General features: G+C 48.0%; 11 protein-coding genes. 3 read left to right on the forward strand and 8 right to left on the reverse strand.

The annotated features are described in order from the left end of the window. Positions 1 to 109 precede the first annotated feature (109 nt). The 8 genes from QUB16_RS30145 to QUB16_RS30185 form a co-directional block, all read right to left on the reverse strand. Positions 110 to 568, reverse strand: coding sequence for a phosphate-starvation-inducible PsiE family protein (locus QUB16_RS30145; protein WP_333143950.1), 459 nt, complete (start codon positions 566 to 568; stop codon positions 110 to 112). Positions 569 to 1,092: 524 nt separating this feature from the next. Further along, positions 1,093 to 1,401, reverse strand: a complete 309-nt coding sequence (locus QUB16_RS30150; RefSeq protein WP_015179102.1) for an RNA recognition motif domain-containing protein — start codon at positions 1,399 to 1,401, stop codon at positions 1,093 to 1,095. A gap of 600 nt (positions 1,402 to 2,001) precedes the next feature. Further along, positions 2,002 to 4,185 (reverse strand): nitrate reductase, encoded by a 2,184-nt coding sequence (locus QUB16_RS30155; RefSeq protein WP_333321837.1) that lies wholly within the window; start codon positions 4,183 to 4,185, stop codon positions 2,002 to 2,004. A 373-nt stretch (positions 4,186 to 4,558) separates the two neighbouring features. Beyond that, a complete protein-coding gene (locus QUB16_RS30160) occupies positions 4,559 to 6,199 on the reverse strand; it encodes a nitrate ABC transporter ATP-binding protein (protein ID WP_333321838.1) in 1,641 nt (546 codons plus the stop codon). Positions 6,200 to 6,303: 104 nt separating this feature from the next. After that, positions 6,304 to 8,328 carry a nitrate ABC transporter ATP-binding protein gene (locus QUB16_RS30165; RefSeq protein WP_333321839.1) on the reverse strand — a complete coding sequence of 675 codons (2,025 nt, stop codon included), beginning with the start codon at positions 8,326 to 8,328 and terminating at the stop codon, positions 6,304 to 6,306. 221 nt (positions 8,329 to 8,549) lie between these two features. Continuing rightward, positions 8,550 to 9,419, reverse strand: coding sequence for a nitrate ABC transporter permease (gene ntrB, locus QUB16_RS30170; protein ID WP_333321841.1), 870 nt, complete (start codon positions 9,417 to 9,419; stop codon positions 8,550 to 8,552). A 166-nt stretch (positions 9,420 to 9,585) separates the two neighbouring features. Beyond that, the gene (locus tag QUB16_RS30175; RefSeq protein WP_333321843.1) at positions 9,586 to 10,917 is read right to left on the reverse strand and encodes a CmpA/NrtA family ABC transporter substrate-binding protein; all 1,332 of its coding nucleotides are present in this window, start codon (positions 10,915 to 10,917) and stop codon (positions 9,586 to 9,588) included. Between the two features lie 91 nt (positions 10,918 to 11,008). Beyond that, positions 11,009 to 12,895, reverse strand: coding sequence for a ferredoxin--nitrite reductase (locus QUB16_RS30185; RefSeq protein WP_445251181.1), 1,887 nt, complete (start codon positions 12,893 to 12,895; stop codon positions 11,009 to 11,011). A gap of 611 nt (positions 12,896 to 13,506) precedes the next feature. On the opposite strand from QUB16_RS30185, the gene QUB16_RS30190 reads away from it, so the two are divergent. Genes QUB16_RS30190 through QUB16_RS30200 form a run of 3 tightly spaced genes read left to right on the forward strand, consistent with a single transcriptional unit; the run spans position 13,507 to position 15,559 of the window. Then, positions 13,507 to 13,746 (forward strand): hypothetical protein, encoded by a 240-nt coding sequence (locus QUB16_RS30190; protein WP_333143942.1) that lies wholly within the window; start codon positions 13,507 to 13,509, stop codon positions 13,744 to 13,746. Positions 13,747 to 13,797: 51 nt separating this feature from the next. Continuing rightward, positions 13,798 to 14,415 carry an IS607 family transposase gene (locus QUB16_RS30195; protein ID WP_333321845.1) on the forward strand — a complete coding sequence of 206 codons (618 nt, stop codon included), beginning with the start codon at positions 13,798 to 13,800 and terminating at the stop codon, positions 14,413 to 14,415. Beyond that, on the forward strand, positions 14,354 to 15,559 hold the full coding sequence (locus QUB16_RS30200; RefSeq protein ID WP_333321847.1) for a transposase: 1,206 nt from the start codon (positions 14,354 to 14,356) through the stop codon (positions 15,557 to 15,559). The genes QUB16_RS30195 and QUB16_RS30200 overlap by 62 nt, the downstream gene beginning before the upstream one ends. Positions 15,560 to 16,452: the final 893 nt, after the last annotated feature.

Raw genomic sequence — 16,452 nt, forward strand, 5'->3', positions numbered from 1 at the left:
CTCGCACTGTAAATGCAAAACTGAGATGCTCCCCATCCCACAAACTTGTGGAAGTTATTTAATTCTCATTCCTTAGTTATTAAAAATTCGCACTTCTCAATTCCCGATATTAATCTTTTCCTCTATTTGTGGCTCGCACTATCAAGTAGCTGATGGAAAGCGCGAAAATTGCAGTCGCCAAACCAATCAAGTCGGCTGCGGTTTTCTTTTCCAGGTCAAGAATGATTATTTTTCGAGATACTGCTATCAAAGAAGTTACAATAACTAGCTCTACTTGAATTACGTGCTTTTTCAGATAAGCTGTAATATTTTCCAAGATTTCCAGAGCAATTAAAACATTTAAAAATAACCCAAATATCACAAACAACGTGTCTTTTAACAAATTATCAGTGTGGTTTACCAATTCTTTTGCTAAAAAAATCAGCAAATCGCAAACGCTGAGGAGAATTACCCAAATCATCGCCAGTGATAAAATTTTAGATATTACTACTTCTACACTTTCTGTAAAATGCAGAAAATTTTCATCACTACTTGACTTGGAAATTTGCCTAAATATTTTTTTCAGCATAAAAGTGATTTAGTCTTCATTCTTAATGATTCTGTCATTGTTCGGTACAGTTTGCAAGCGCAAAACTTTGTGATTGCCTGGTTTTACGGCGGCAATCGGTTGCTGGGAAAAGGCGGCTCTCTTTGCCCGTTATATTTCAATACGGTTCAGTTAAGCCCGATCCCCCCTTAGCTTGCCCCCTACTCCCCCTTAAGAAGGGGGGGACAAGAACTTACTCTTGCGTCCCCCTTAAGAAGGGGGATGCGAGGGGGATCTCGCCCGGAATAAACAGTTTTAACCCAAGCGTATTGCGTTATATTTTATAGTTTTTCGTGTCAGCGAGGAATCGATCGCACGCGATCGAACTCCTGCTTAATAATTTTTGCCATAAAAAAACCTCAAACTATTGTCTAGCAATATTTTGAGGCTTTTAATGCGCGGTGCTACCACTGAACTAACTATCTATTCTCAACAGAGAATGATAGTTGACTCCCAGCTTGCTCCGACGCAATATACAAGATAGCTAAAAACTTAGCTCGGGTGGTTTAGTAGCGACGAGAATTGCCACCGCGATCGTTGTTACCCCAGTTACCGCCGCCACTAGGACGTTCTTCACGGGGTTTTGCCTTATTGACCTTGAGGTCGCGACCCATCCACTCAGCACCGTCAAGAGCCTCAATGGCTGCGGCTTCTTCGGCTTCTGTAGACATTTCTACAAAAGCGAAACCCCGCATCCGACCTGTTTCCCGGTCAGCAGGCAACTGAACGCGCTTTACTGTACCGTACTCTCCAAAAGTTTGGTTGAGGTGCTCCTGCGTTACTTCGTAGGATAAATTGCCGACATAGATTGACATTGAACATTCTCCAGAATCAGAGTGTGTAGAGATTTAAATCCGGAGGAACGCCGATCGAACGAACTGTACTGCCGAAAATAAAGCCTTGTAAAACGATTATAGCACCTATAGGTGCAAACTGCAATTGTCTGACTCGATTAATTAAAAAGAAGGCAGAAACCATTCGCCCGAAGACATTCTCCCGAAGGAAAAACCCCCAATCAAGAATGGAAAAACTCAAAATAAATAAATTTCATTTTCCTTGTTTCCGAGCTCTGGCGGGGAAACGCAGTTTTTAGGCTGCGTAATGGCATAACCATTTTAGCTTTTAGATCTGGGATTTGGGATTTAAGATTTATGCGTAGGGTATGTCCGGGTTCAAAATTGCTCGATCGAGAGAGGTTCTTACCCCAAAAACGGATACCAGCCCCGGACTCCTGTCGGGAAGAGTGCAAAATTTTAGACTCTTGTTCAAACTCCCAGATTCATCTTTGGAGTAAATCTCAAATAGTTCCACGCTCGCGCTCGCCGAACGTCAACCGCGTTCCTCCCCATGTCGATCGCCCGCGGCTTCCCGCTCGTTCTTCGGTGATCTGTAACATCCCGTAGTTGGACGGCAGCTCAAGAAGTGACGGCGAGGGGGGATTTTGGCCAATTAAATTCCTCAACTTCTGATCCAACTTCCGCCGCAGTTTCTGCCCCAACCTGCACCAACTGCACCGCACAAGCTTTTAACTCTGGCTGTTTGGAATCTGGACAGCTTGCAGCATGAGTCATGGCATTGGCTTCAGCGCCTTCGGCCCACAGAGAACCCCAGTGCATCGGTACAAATAGCGTACCTGGGGCGATCGCCTTTGTGACTTTGGCCGGAAACTGCGCCTTGCCGCGGCGCGATCGAACTTCCAGCAAATCCCCCTCCTTAATCTGCAATTTGGCAGCATCGCGGGGATGAATTTCCAAAAACGGATCGGGGTGCAATTGATTAATTTTTTCTGTTCTACCCGTGCGCGTCATCGTGTGCCAGTGTCCGTAAAGTCTCCCTGTCGTCAACACAAACGGATAATTCGGATCTGGAGGTTCTGCCAGTCCCCGCGAGTGATAGGCCGAAAATCTCGCCCGCGCGTCAGGAGTGTGAAAACGCCTGTCTGTATACAGCCGTTTCGCTTCGTTAGCTGGATGCACAGGCTCGTTTTCCCGGCAAGGCCACTGCTGCGGCCCTTCTTGGCGGATGTATTCGTGGCTGAGGCCGGTCATATCGCAAGGTTGGCCCCGCGTCAACTGTGCGTACTCTGTAAAAACCTCCGCACTGTTCTCGAAAGCAAAGTGTTCAGCAAAACCCAACCGGCGGCCGACTTCAGCGAAAATGCTCCAGTCGTCGCGGGCTTCCCCGGAGGGAGTGTCGAAACCGGGACAAAAGGTAACGCGGCGTTCGGAATTCGTCATTACTCCAGTTTTTTCGCTCCACTGCGTTGCCGGCAGCAGGATGTGAGCGTAGGCCGAGGTTTCAGTGGGATAGTAAGCTTCTTGATAAATAGTAAAGGGCGATCGCAGCAAAGCGGCTTTAGTGCGTTCCAAATCCGGCATACTCACCACCGGATTGGTAGCTGCAATCCACAGCAACTCGACTTCGCCAGTTTCCAAACCGGTAATCATCTCCCAAGCTGTGCGGCCCGGATTCGGGGAAATGCTTCCCGGTGCGATTCCCCAAAACTCCTCGACTTGGGTTCTGTGTTCAGCATTTTTCACAAATCGGTAGCCTGGGAGCAAGTGAGACAGTCCTCCGGCTTCCCGCCCTCCCATCGCATTTGGCTGGCCGGTGAGGGAAAACGGGCCGCATCCCGGTTTGCCGATTTGACCGGTCATCAAGTGCAAATTAATCAGCGATCGCACCTTTGCCGTGCCTTCCGACGACTGGTTTATTCCCATCGACCACAGAGACAAAACGCGCTGCGACTGTTCCCAGTAGTTTGCCGCCGTTTCTAACTCGCTGACAGTAATGCCGCAGCGCGAGGCTACAAACTCCGGCGTGTAGCTGCTAATAACCTCAGCAAAAGCTGAAAAATTCGCCGTGCATTCTTCTATAAACTCTGAATCTATTGCTTGCCTGCGTAACAGCAAATATGCAATTCCGTTAAGCAAATCTATATCCGTACCCGGTTTAATTGCTAAGTGCAAATCCGCCGCTTCAGCAGTCGGAGTCCGCCTTGGATCTACCACAATCATCTTGACATGGGGATGCTTTTTGTGGTACTTAGCTAATCGATTGAATACGATCGGATGGCATTCCGCTGTATTGCTGCCGATAATAAAAGCGCAATCTGTTAATTCTAAATCGTCGTAACAGCAAGGCGGCCCGTCCGAGCCAAAGCTTTGAACGTATCCAGAGACTGCTGAAGACATACACAAGCGAGAATTAGCATCAAAATTATTAGTACCCAGACAACCTTTCATTAGTTTCTGGGCAATATAATAATCTTCTGTTGCGAATTGACCCGAACCGTAAACGCACAAAGCATCGGGGCCGCTGGTGCTGCGAATTGTTTGGATGCGATTAACAATTGCATCGAGAGCTTCGTCCCAGCTAGCGCGGCGGAACGGTTGGTCGAGAGTATCTCGCATCATCGGATACAGTAGCCGATCGCTCCGAATCGACTCTGCTACGGTTGCTCCCTTAATACAAACCATGCCCTGACTCGATGGGTGGTTGCGATCGCCCCGCACTTTCCAACTTTGTTTTTTGTCGGGAACAACTTCTAGGCCGCAACCTACACCGCAGTATGGGCAAAGAGTTTTTATAGTTTCCATCTGGTGATTTTAGATGCTAATTTTTGAAAGCTAATGCGTAATTGGTAATTCGTTATTATAGTCGGAACTGAGGGTTCCTGCAAATAACCTGTGAATAATTACTTAGTTTCCGCATCTATGCTTCTCAGAAATCGACAATACCCTGATTTAAAATTACCCGCTATCTTACTAAAAATCCTGCTCGCTCTGGCTTGTAGCCAGCTTCGGGCTCCTACTAAATCTTCCTCAAACAGAGGAAATTCCACCTAACTCTTGTCACCCCCAAGGATGGGGGCTAGGAGGAATTTTTGCATAGCTCCAACAGCGCGTCTGTACTACTTTTGGCATAGTTGTTGATAGCAAGGTGAGATTTAGTGCGGGAGTATTATGTCGCCTACTTCCCTGATTTTACTTCAAATACGCCACCGTTGGTGGGGCTAAAAGTTACTTGGAACTCAGCAGTTTTTTCAGCGCCTGCTGCGGCACCGGCAGGAGTTTGCAAAACCGGCAGAGGAGTTTCTTTGACGAAATCTTTAGCTGCTTTATTTGTGGGATCGAACTGTAGGATATCGCCGTTTTCTTTTACTTTGACCCGATAAGTCAAGCTTTCGGTAAATGTCGGAGTTGTTCTCCATGTTTGGTCGATTTGTGCATACAACTGCTTTCCGATCGCATCGAGTTCGGCTTTGTCAGAAATCTCTGATGTGGCGCTGGTTGCTGCATTGGGCGCGACGGCGCTGTTAGCAGCAGCAATGGGTGCAGGACTTGCAGCAGCATCGATGGGTGCTGGGCTAGCGGCAGCGATGGGTGCAGGACTTGCATTCGGTGCAGGACTTGCATTCGGTGCGATCGAACTTGCTGCAATTTGCGGGCTGGGGGGAGAACTCACAACCGCAGTCGTAGCCTGCGGTGCAGTTTCTTCTAGTTTCGCTTCCTTTAGCTGGCTGGAAATAGCAGATATATTGACGGCCGCTAAAGTAACCATTGCTACGAACCACGAGGCTGCCAGGATGCCGCGTTTGATCGGCGAAGCTTCTGGGGGTTCGGCAGCGTGAGACACAAAACGTACAGGTGCGAGCGGCCTGTCAGCAACCGCAGGCTTTTTGCTAGCAGGTAATGGCATCGGTAGCGCGACGGCTTCTGTCTCCGAGTCCGTTTCTTCACCTTCTTCGTGGTGGGCGTAGCGAGAAAACAGGAACTCCAAAGCAAAGTTACGCAGTTCGTAGTATTTCGGGTCTTCCATAATCCGCGCCCGGTTGCGGGGACGGCTGAACGGAATGTGCATATCTTCGCCGATGGAAGCTGCAGGCCCGTTGGTCATCATCACGATGCGATCGGCCAAAAACAAAGCCTCATCAATATCGTGAGTAATCATAATGACGGTAATTTTTTCCTTCCGCCAAATTTTCAGCAATTCTTCCTGCAACTCTTCTCTGGTAATCGGGTCTAGAGCTCCGAAAGGTTCGTCCAAAATCAACAGTTTGGGACGAGTTGCCAGAGCTCTGGCGATCGCCACCCGCTGTTTCATCCCCCCGGACAATTGGCCCGGTCTTTTGTTACAAGCTTCGGTCAGCCCCACTAATTCCAAGTGTTCCTTGACGATGGTATTGTGTTCGTCGGCAGACTTTTCCGGGTAAACATTTTCAACGCCGAGGTGAATGTTTTCAGTAGCAGTCAGCCACGGTAGCAGCGAGTAGTTTTGAAACACCACCATGCGATCGGGGCCTGGTTCAGTAATCTGCGAACCTTCCAGGGCTACTTCTCCGTTTGTCGGCCCGTTGAATCCCGCAATCATATTCAGCAAAGTTGATTTGCCGCAGCCTGAGTGACCGATCAAACAAATAAATTCGCCTTCATTAATAGTCAGGTTTACACCGTCGAGAACGACGTAAGGGCCTTTAGGAGTTTCGTAGACTTTCGATACGTCTTTAATAGTAAGAAAGTCTTGCTTCTGCGTTTGAATTTGGGTTGTTTGGGGGGTTTTTAGAGTTTGCATATTTTCAGGATTTGGATTTTGGGTTGAGGAATTAGACATGACAGCTTGGGATTGATAATTTGAAATTATGGAGTTAGGAAGGGGGAAATGTGGAGTCTTGTTTCCTGATTTCTTGCTCCTCATTCCCTCTTCCTATTTGCTGGTTATGCTGGCAGTTTGATGGAACATTGACTGCCTATTTGTTCAATTAAAATTTCTTCAATGCGGACGCTGCGTTTGATTTTGACATTCTGAAGATAGTGGATCGGGTCGTCGAGATTAAACACAGTGCCGTCAAATAGCTCGATCGTCCGGCGATCTCTGGCAATATCCGGCAAACCCAATTCGCGCACTGCTTGACCGAAAACATCGGGCCGCAAAACTCGATCGACCACTTCCACCCAGTTTTTCGGGAACGGGATCAGTCCCCAGCGAGCCATCTGCGCCATCACCCACACCATTTCTAGGCGGTCTGGAAAATTGGTTTTGTCAACAGAGAACTGGTTGAAGTTGTAGAGCATTTCGGGTTCTGCCTCCGTACCGGAGTTGTACGGATCGATGAACCCCGGACGGATGTCTTTCGGATCGGCGCCGATGTATTGTTCTTGGCTAATCAATCCTAGGACTTCTTCGCGGTTGCGGCGGTCATCGCAGTATTCGCAGGCTTCCAAAAGCGCTTTGACGAGGGCGAGGTGGGTTTGAGGATATTTCTGAGCCCAATCTTCGGTAACACCGAGAACTTTTTCGATGTGTCCGGGCAGAATATCGAGGGAACGGGCCATGACAAAACCCGTACCGCTGTTGACTGCGTGGGAGTTCCAGGGGTCGCCCGAGCAGTAGCCGTCAATGTTGCCTGCTTTTAAATTCGATACCATCTGCGGGGGCGGAATCACGGTCAAGCCCACATCGAGGTCGGGGTCGATGCCACCGGCGGCGAGCCAGTAGCGGAACAGCAGATTGTGCATGGAGGCGGAGTGTACCATGCCCAAGGTGTGAACTTTATCCGGAGTCTTGGCGATCGCAGCTTTGAAATCCTCTAATGTCCGAATGCCTTGTCTGTAAAGGTCTTTGCTGAAAACAATCGAATTGCCGTTGCGAGACAGCGTGAGGGCGCTACAGACGGGTACAGGGGCTTCACCGTCGAGCCCCAACAGCATACCGATCGGCATTCCTGCGACCATTTGCGCCGCGTCCAGCCGTCCTTCGGCGACTCCTTTGGCGATCGCTTTCCAGCTAGGTTCGCGGCTGAGAGTGACTTCTTCCAAGCCGTGCGCTTTGAAGAATCCTTTTTCTTTGGCTACTACTAAGGGGGCGCAGTCGGTGAGGGGAATAAAGCCGATGTCCAGGTTGATTTTTTCCAGGCCGTTGCGGGCGATGACAGGCGGTTGTTGTTTGGCCCTGCGCTGTTTGACCCGCTTTTGCTGGTTGAGGAAGTAAACCATTTCGTTACGCAGCGCGTAGTAACTCGGATGGTTGACAACTTCCATGCGCTTGCGGGGGCGGGGAATGTTCACTTCGAGGATTTGCCCGATTTGCGCTTCCGGGCCGTTGGTGAGCATTACAATGCGATCGCTCAGTAATAAAGCCTCATCCACGTCGTGAGTTACCATCACGCTGGTGACTTTACTTTCTTCGCAAATTTTCATCAACTGGTCTTGCAAACCGCCGCGAGTTAAAGCATCAAGGGCGCCGAAGGGTTCGTCTAGCAGCAGCAATTTCGGGCGAATTGCTAGGGCGCGGGCGATCGCAACTCTTTGTTTCATCCCCCCAGAAATTTCGCCTGGGCGTTTGTCGGCGGCGTGTCCGAGTCCGACCAATTTAATGTGGTGTTCGATCACCAACTCGCGATCTTCTTGAGAGTTACCGCTGTAAATTTCATTTACTGCTAGGGCGATATTTTCGCGCACCGTCAGCCAAGGTAGCAGCGAGTAATTTTGAAACACCACCATTCTGTCCGGGCCTGGATCGCGGACTTCGCGTCCTTCTAAAGTAATCCCGCCCTGACTTGCTTTGTCGAGGCCGGCGATGATATTTAGCAGCGTAGATTTGCCGCAGCCAGAGTGCCCAATTAAGGTGATGAATTCTCCTTTTTTAATTTTCAGTTCGATATTTTTAAGAGCAATGTATTGCTCTCCATTGGGCAAGTTAAATACGCGGTCAACGTGGTCTACTTCAACAAATACTGACATGGCTCTTTTAGGTTAGTTGGTATTTTCTAGATGCTAATTATTAATTGGAAATTGGGCATTGGGCATTGGGCATTGGGCATTGGGCATTGGCCCGCCCAGGGCATTAGCCCGCCCAGGGCATTAATTTACAACTAATTTCTAGCAGTTTGTAGTTGGCAACCATTCCCCATTCCCCATTCGCCATGCCCGATGCCCGATGCCCGATGCCCCATTCCCAAATCCTATTTCTGTTCTTCTGGAACAACTTTGGAAGCGATGAAACCAACGATTCTGTCTAAAATCAAACCGACGATTCCTACATAAAGCACTGCTAGAATCACTGCACTGAGTCGAGAACTGTTGTAAGCGTCCCAGATGAAGAAGCCGATACCGACGCCGCCGACTAACATTTCCGCAGCGACGATCGCCAGCCAAGACAAACCGATTCCAATTCTCAAGCCAGTGAAGATGTAAGGAACAGAAGAGGGAAGCAGGATTTTCCAGAAGTATTTTTGGTTGGGTAGGCGCAATACGCGGGCGACGTTTCTGTAGTCTTGGGGTATTTGTTGAACGCCTACTGTGGTGTTAATTAGAATCGGCCAAATTGCTGTAATTAAGATTACGAAAAGTGCAGAAACTTCGTTAGCTTTCACCCCCATGCCTTCAAAGGGATTGAACTGTTGAAATACAGCCAGGGCGATCGGCAGCCAAGCCAGGGGCGGGATAGTTCTGAATACTTGAAACAGCGGGTCTAAAGCATCGAACATTAGGGAGTTTGTGCCGATCAGGATTCCCAAACTGATGCCGAGAACTGCTGCCAAAGTAAAGCCGATCGCCACCCGCTGCAAGCTAGCAAAAATTTGCCAGAACAAGCCTTTGTCTGTACCGCCGTTGTCGAAGAACGGATTGATAATCAGATTCCAGGTTTCTTGGACAGCTTTGATTGGCCCCGGCAAGCTGGACTCTGGACTGTTGCAGAGGATTTGCCAGATTATGAGCAGAACTGTAATTGCTACCAGCGGGCGGATGATTTTTCGGCGGTTTTTTTGAACATGATCCAGAACTAAATTTACGGGATTTTTGCTTTTAGTAACAGCGATGTTTGTTGCCATTTTTCTTTTTGCAGTATTGTGAATAATCGATTATTTCTAGATACTTTGAACAGAGTTCACCAGGTTTGGCCCGTCGATCGCACCCTCCGTTTCACTCTGTCCAACACCATCACTTTTAGGGGTTTGTCAACTGTTAACAGTCAACTGTTAACCGTCAACCAACTAATTAGGCTTTTTTGATTGCCAGACCCTTCAGATATTCTTCTGGTTTTTCTGGGTCAAACTTCACCCCGTCAAAGAAGGTTTCCACACCGCGAGAAGTGGTAGTAGGAATTTGGGCGGCGGGGACGCCAAGTGTTGTCGCTGCTGCTTTCCAAATATCTTCGCGGTTAACTTTATCAACGGTTGCTTTGATGTCGGTAGTTGCCGGGATATAACCCCAGCGAATATTTTCAGCTAAGAACCAAGCATCGTGACTCTTGTAGGGATAAGAAGCATTATCAGCCCAGAATTTCATCGCCACAGGGCTGGCAGCTTCTATGCGGCCGGTACCGTAGTCAATTTGACCTTTAGAGCGACTGATAATATCTGCTACTGGAACTTTTAACCACTTATCTTGAGAGATGATTTGGCACATCTCATCGTGATTTTCTGCCTTGTCGCACCACTGCTGGGCTTCCAGTACAGCCATTGTTATTGCTTTAGCAGCTTTGGGGTTTTTCTCAACCCAATCTCCTCTTAAAGCTAAAGCTTTTTCTGGGTGGTCTTTCCAAAGTTCTCCGGTTACTAAGGCGGTGTATCCTACCTTTTGAGTAACTAGCTGAGCATTCCAAGGTTCGCCGACGCAAAAGGCTTCCATGCTGCCAGATTTCATGTTCGCTACCATTTGGGGCGGCGGTATGGGAATCACGGAAACATCTGTATCTGGATTAATACCGCCGGCTGCCAGCCAGTAGCGCATCCACAAGTCGTGAGTACCGCCGGGAAAAGTTATAGCAACAGGAACGTTTTGGCCAAAAGCTGCTTTCAGCGGTGCGCTGTCTGTACCTACTTTTAAATCTAGGTATTTTTTGCTGAGCGAAATTGCCTGACCGTTAGTATTTAACCGCGCCAGAATGTTCATCGGCACTGGCTGATTGCCTTTGGTAATAGTGCCTAATGTCATGTGGTAAGGCATCGGGGATAAAATGTGGGCCCCGTCAATGCCGCCTTTGTCGGAACCGAGTTCTAAGTTGTCGCGAGTAACTGGCCAAGATGCTTGTTTGGTAACTTGTACGTCTTTCATGCCGTACTTGGCAAATAACCCTTTTTCTTGGGCGATGATTAAGGGTGCTGCGTCGGTGAGGGCGATGAATCCGAGTTTGGCTGCGGTAACTTCTGGGGCGTCGGCGGGATTGATGTTGACTGCTGGGGCGGCGGTGGGTGATGCGCCGCCGGCTGCGGGGCTGGCACCTGGGTTAGATGTGGTGGAACTGGAACTGCAACCGTGGGCTAGGAGGGTGCCGGCTGCTGTTGCTCCAGCGGTGATGATGAATTTTCTTCTAGAAAGGTTGCTCATTTGTCTTGAATTGTTGTTGTACTTTGAGATGGTGGAAATGTGAGATGTGAGATTGATTCGCGACCTTCGCATCGCATCTCACATTATGAGATTAGGCGTCGATCGTCACTCTGCCGATCGCCCGTGCGCTGCAAGTTAAAATGAACCCTGGTTCTAAGCCGGCGGCCGCTTCGGGGTGGCTGTCGTAGGCGGCAATATTACCTTCTAGAAGTTTCTGCTTGCAAGTGCCACAAACTCCCTTTCGGCAATCGCTGTCAAGTTCGACCCCGGCCCGTTCGGCAACGTCGAGAATGTACTCATCTTCGCTGCAAGCAACTTCTTTGCCCGATCGAGCGAAAATGACAGTAGATGTCTGAGGTTTGGGTGCTTGGGCTGCCGCTTCGCCCTCCTCAACCGTCAATTGCAGTTGCCGCTGCAGCACAGCTACATCCCCTGTGAGCTCTTTGGGAACTGCCCCAAACTGCTCGACTAACAGTTGATACAGCAGCGGTTTGAGGTCTTCGCAAGCGATGCCTTTTTGGACGCAAGCACCCAAATGAGCGTCTTTGCCAACTGTGCCTCCCATGTAAATGTCTACACCTTCGAGGGTTTTGCCGTTCTTGCGAACTTTTGTTCCCATCAAACCAATGTCTGCTACCTGGGGTTGACCGCAGGAATTGGGGCAACCTGTCCAGTGAATTCTGACCGGTTTGGGAAGTGACAGTTCGACATCGAGTTCCTCAATCATTGCCACGGCGCGGCTTTTGGTTTCGATGAGGGCGAAGTTGCAAAACTTGGCGCCGGTGCAGGAAACCAAGGCTCGCATCAGCGGTGCGGGATCGATGGAAAAACGCTGCAACAGCGGTTCTTTGACCAGCGATTCAATCCGCGAGTCGGGAACGTTGGGAATAATCACGTTTTCTTCGACAGTGAGCCTGAGCTCGCCGCTGCCGTAAACCTCGGCAATTCTGGCCAAATCGAACAAATCCGATGCCTGCAGCCGTCCGACTGGAACGTGCAGCCCTACATAGTTGAGCCCTGATTGTTTTTGGGGGTAGATGCCGATGTGGTCGCGTTTGTCCCAGGTGATTTCATCTTTGGGCGCGGCGGCGGGCAAAGTGCGACCTAATTCTTGTTCGACTTCGGCTCGGAATTGTTCGATTCCGAGTTCGTCAATCAGCCACATCAGCCGCGATTTTTGGCGGTTTGCTCTCGGGCCTCGATCGCGAAACACAGTTAAAATTGCTTTGCACAAATCTACAACGTCGCTGGGACTTGCCCATGCGTTGAGAGGAATTGCAGCTTCGCAGCGTTTGGCGGAGAAGAAACCGCCGACTAAAACGTTAAAGCCGATGTTGCCGTCTTTGTAAGCGGGTACGAAGGCGATGTCGTTGATTTCTGCGTGGACTGAGTTGTCGCGGCAGCCTGCGATCGCAATATTAAACTTTCTCGGCAAATTTGAAAACGCGGGGTTGCCTTCGCCGCTGTTCGTAATCATGTCTTGGACTTCGTTCGCCAGTTCCCGCGTATCAATCAGTTCGTCGGCGTCCAGCCCTGCGACTGGGGAACCCGTGATGTTACGCACGTTGTCCATGCCAGACTGGATGCTGGTCATGCCCGCTTCTTTGAGGCGGCGGAAGATGTCGGGTACGTCTTCGATGCGAATTCCGCGCAATTGCAGGTTTTGTCTGGTGGTGATGTCGGCGCTGCCGTCGTCGCCGTAGCGTTGGAGGATTTCTGCTAGCGTTCTGGTTTGATTGCTAGTAATAATGCCGTTGGGCAAGCGCAGCCGCATCATGAATTTGCCGGGAGTTACTGGCCGAAAGAAGATGCCGAGCCATTTGAGGCGGTGCTCGCGATCTGTTTCGTTCATTGCTTCCCAGCCGATTGCGGCGAAGTGGTCGAGTTCGGCTGTTAATGCTAAGCCATCTTTTTCGGCTTTGAGTTTTTCAAACTTGTTCAGGCTCGCTTGGGCTTTGGGTTCTACTGTTTGGGTCATCGGTTTACCCTCGCTGCTGGCTTGTGTGGGGAGGTATTGACTTGGAGCATAAAGTGTGTCTTTCCTGCTAACCTTAGTGAGTGTATGGATTTAAAACTGTATATTTAGTTACTAGAACGAATTTCTTTTAAGCATGGTTGGTCTTCTGTAAACTTGAGCTTGACTGGGCGCTGGCTCGAACGTGGCCAAACTATTTATGGTTATAGTTGCTACCGATGATTCGGTCGATCGCTCTGTTTCGATGCACCTTTGTTATGAGCTAATGTAAAGCCCCCGATTGTAAATATTCGTATCTATTTTTACAAAATATTGAGTTTTATGAATATTTCGCATACTGCCGATGCGTTTTATACATGGCAAATGGGTAAAGAGACCCCCAAAACCGAAAAATCTCTCTAAATCTTTAGATTTAGGAGGGGAGAGGGGGATATGGGAATATCTAAGATTAATTTTGTGACTGCGATCGCAGACTTAGAACGAGATCGTCACAACATTAGAGGGTCGCTGTCACACAGTTTGCCTCAAAACATCACATTGTGTGCTATGCCAGCGTCACTCTTGATTTTTGGAGAACGAGAGATTATATAAGTATCGAATTCAGGGAACGTCTCATGTTTTTAGTTCAACTTATCCCCGGCGCTATTTCCGAAATGCTTGCCTCTGTTACGGAGACGGGTTGTTTGACTTTAGCCGATCGCTACGGCTTGATGGCCGCTGTTTTGGACGACTCTCTCGATGATGAATACAGACATTCGATCAACCGCCTGCTGCGTTCTGTGATTAAGGGAAGAGTCAAGATAGTCAACGAACTGTCGTCGCAAAGTAAACGATTTCTTAGAAATTCTTTGTAAATCATTGTAAAACCTTATATTCTCTATTGAGAACAAAAATCCCACCTAGCGATGACCAGATATGTCACACCGCCAGAAGCTTGCAAAATCCTGCAAGTCTCAGACAAAACCCTTAGAAACTGGGAACTTGCCGACAAAATATCAGCAATCAGAACCCCCTCCAACCAGCGACGCTACGACATCGACAGCGTTCTCGGAACCGGACACGACCGAATTACAGCCATCTACGCCAGAGTCAGCAGCTACAAACAACGAGAAGACCTCGACAGACAAGTTAGCTACCTCCAAAGCCTCTATCCGCAAGCTAAAGTCTTCAAAGACATCGGAGGCGGACTCAGTTTCAAAAGAAAAGCGCTGCTTGCCCTTCTGGGACAAGTCATGTCAGGAGATATCTCAACAGTTGTGGTGGGACACCAAGACAGACTCCCAAGGTTTGGTGGAGATATCATCAAATGGATCTGCGAACAAAACAATTGCCAACTCATGGTTCTCAGTAGAAACGAGTTGTCTCCAGAACGAGAAATGGTTGAAGATATCCTTGCCATCATCCACGTCTTTAGTTGCCGACTCTACGGCTTGCGAAAATACAAATCTGCTATCAAAGAAGATTCGAGTTTACCCGGAAACCAAGCTAGCAGCCAAATGGAGGACTTGGATTGCAGCAAGTAGATGGTGTTACAACCAAGCAATTGCTATCCTTAAAGACGAAAGAATTGGCAAGTATGACTTAAGAAAAAAGGTAATGGGCTTGGCTCCCACCTGGGTTTCCGAGCAACCTTACAATCCGCGACAAATGGCAGTTTTTCAAGCTTTTGAAGCACACAAGGCAGCTAAAAAGACAAAAGGAACGGCAAAATTCAGAAGCCGTTTTGATACATCTGAGACTATCCGGTTTCAAACATCTAACTGGAAGTTTGGAACTTTTTACCCGCTTTCTACTAAGGGACTAACCTTTAAAGCATCGGAACCTATCACAGAGGTAATGCAACACGAACCAACACTCAGCTTGATTAACAGGCAATGGTTTATCTGCTATGCAATTGATGTACCAAAAATCAAGCCGATTGATAGCGATTTGGTTATCGCTTTAGATCCTGGTGTTAGAACTTTCCTTACTGGTTTTGACGGCAGCGGCTTTGTCGAAATAGGAAAAAACGATATCGGTCGCATCTATCGGCTAGCAAGACATCTAGACAAATTGATGTCCCGTATTGGGCTAAATAAAGGAAGGGAATTCAAGCGACTGAGGTATTGCCTGCGAAAATCAGCAGCAAAAATTAGAATCAAAATCAAAAACTTAGTCAATGAATTGCATAAAAAAGCTGCAAAATATTTGACAGGTAAGTACAAGTTAATTTTCTTGCCAACCTTTGAGACACAACAAATGGTCAAGAAAGGTAAGCGCTCTTTAGCAACTAAAACAGCTAGGGCGATGGTCACTTTAAGTCATTATCGTTTCAAGCAAATGTTGAAGCATCAAGCCACTAAACATGGTGGTGTTGTAGTAGACGTAACAGAAGAGTACACATCAAAAACCTGCTCAAAGTGTGGACAGGTCCATACTAAATTAGGCGGGTCTAAAGTCTTTAAATGTCCAGAGTGCGGACACACCCTGGACAGAGACAAAAACGGTGCTTTCAATATTTTGTTGAAAGCTTTGAGAGATACCTCCTTGATGGGAGAGCTTGCTGCTTTCTCTATCTTGCCATACACGGTTATTCCTGGCGAGCGTCCGGGATTTACCGGGTTAAATGTATCTGTCGGCGATATATTAACAGGATTTAAAAATTTGATTGATTTATGCAGCGCATAAGAGTGCAGAAACCACCGGCCGAGTTAGAAGGAACCCGCGATGCCTGCAGCGGATGTAGAACCGGAAGTTGATTGGGTGTGCTAAAAACCTGCGATCGTTCTTGCCGTATGATTTTTGTTGACTATCCAATTCTCGCTTGGTGCGGCACTTAGAGAAAAAGTGGTGATATCAATTCCGGTTGCACCGGAATTATTGTTGACTGTTGACTGTTGACTGTTGACTGTTGACTGTTGACTGTTAACTGTCAGTCGAAAAACTCAATGATAGTTGAGTATTGACTGTTGATTCGATTTTACAATTCCGATGGTAGCGGAGTTGATATGATTCATGAGAGCCTGTTGGGTGGAACGCTTATGGTAATATTAGTAAAATTGTTATGCGCGATCGGCAGTTGAGGAGTTGGAGGAATGAAGCCATCGCAACCAAGGTAATTATAATTATTAGACATCTCCAGCAAAGCCTGTCTTGAACAGGCAGGATGCCTGTTCCACAATAATTATTAGAGAGGTATATTGAACAGGGCTGGCGATGAAAGACAATTTATGAAAATTATTAATCAAACAATCGAATTATTAATAGAATGTGGCCTCGGCCTCTACAACATCACGCCCCCTATTGTCAAAATTAATTGGTAATTGATAAAAAATCAATTAAGTCGATCGGCAGGAAAAAATAATAATATCTTGTAGAGGCGGGTACCGCCTATATCTCGACTAGCAGGCAGTTTATTGCTGTTCTCAACCGCCCAAACCCGGTAGTCGGTTTATTTGCACCTACAGGAATTATGCAGCCCCACTATAATACTGTGTCTGCGTACAGGGGGAACGCATCTTATTGAACACTGTTCATCAGTGGTGAGTATATTTTGAGATAAATTCACCATTCAAAGAAGC

Origin of the sequence: Microcoleus sp. D3_18a_C4 (assembly GCF_036702415.1) — a bacterium.
Classification (GTDB): Bacteria; Cyanobacteriota; Cyanobacteriia; order Cyanobacteriales; family Microcoleaceae; genus Microcoleus.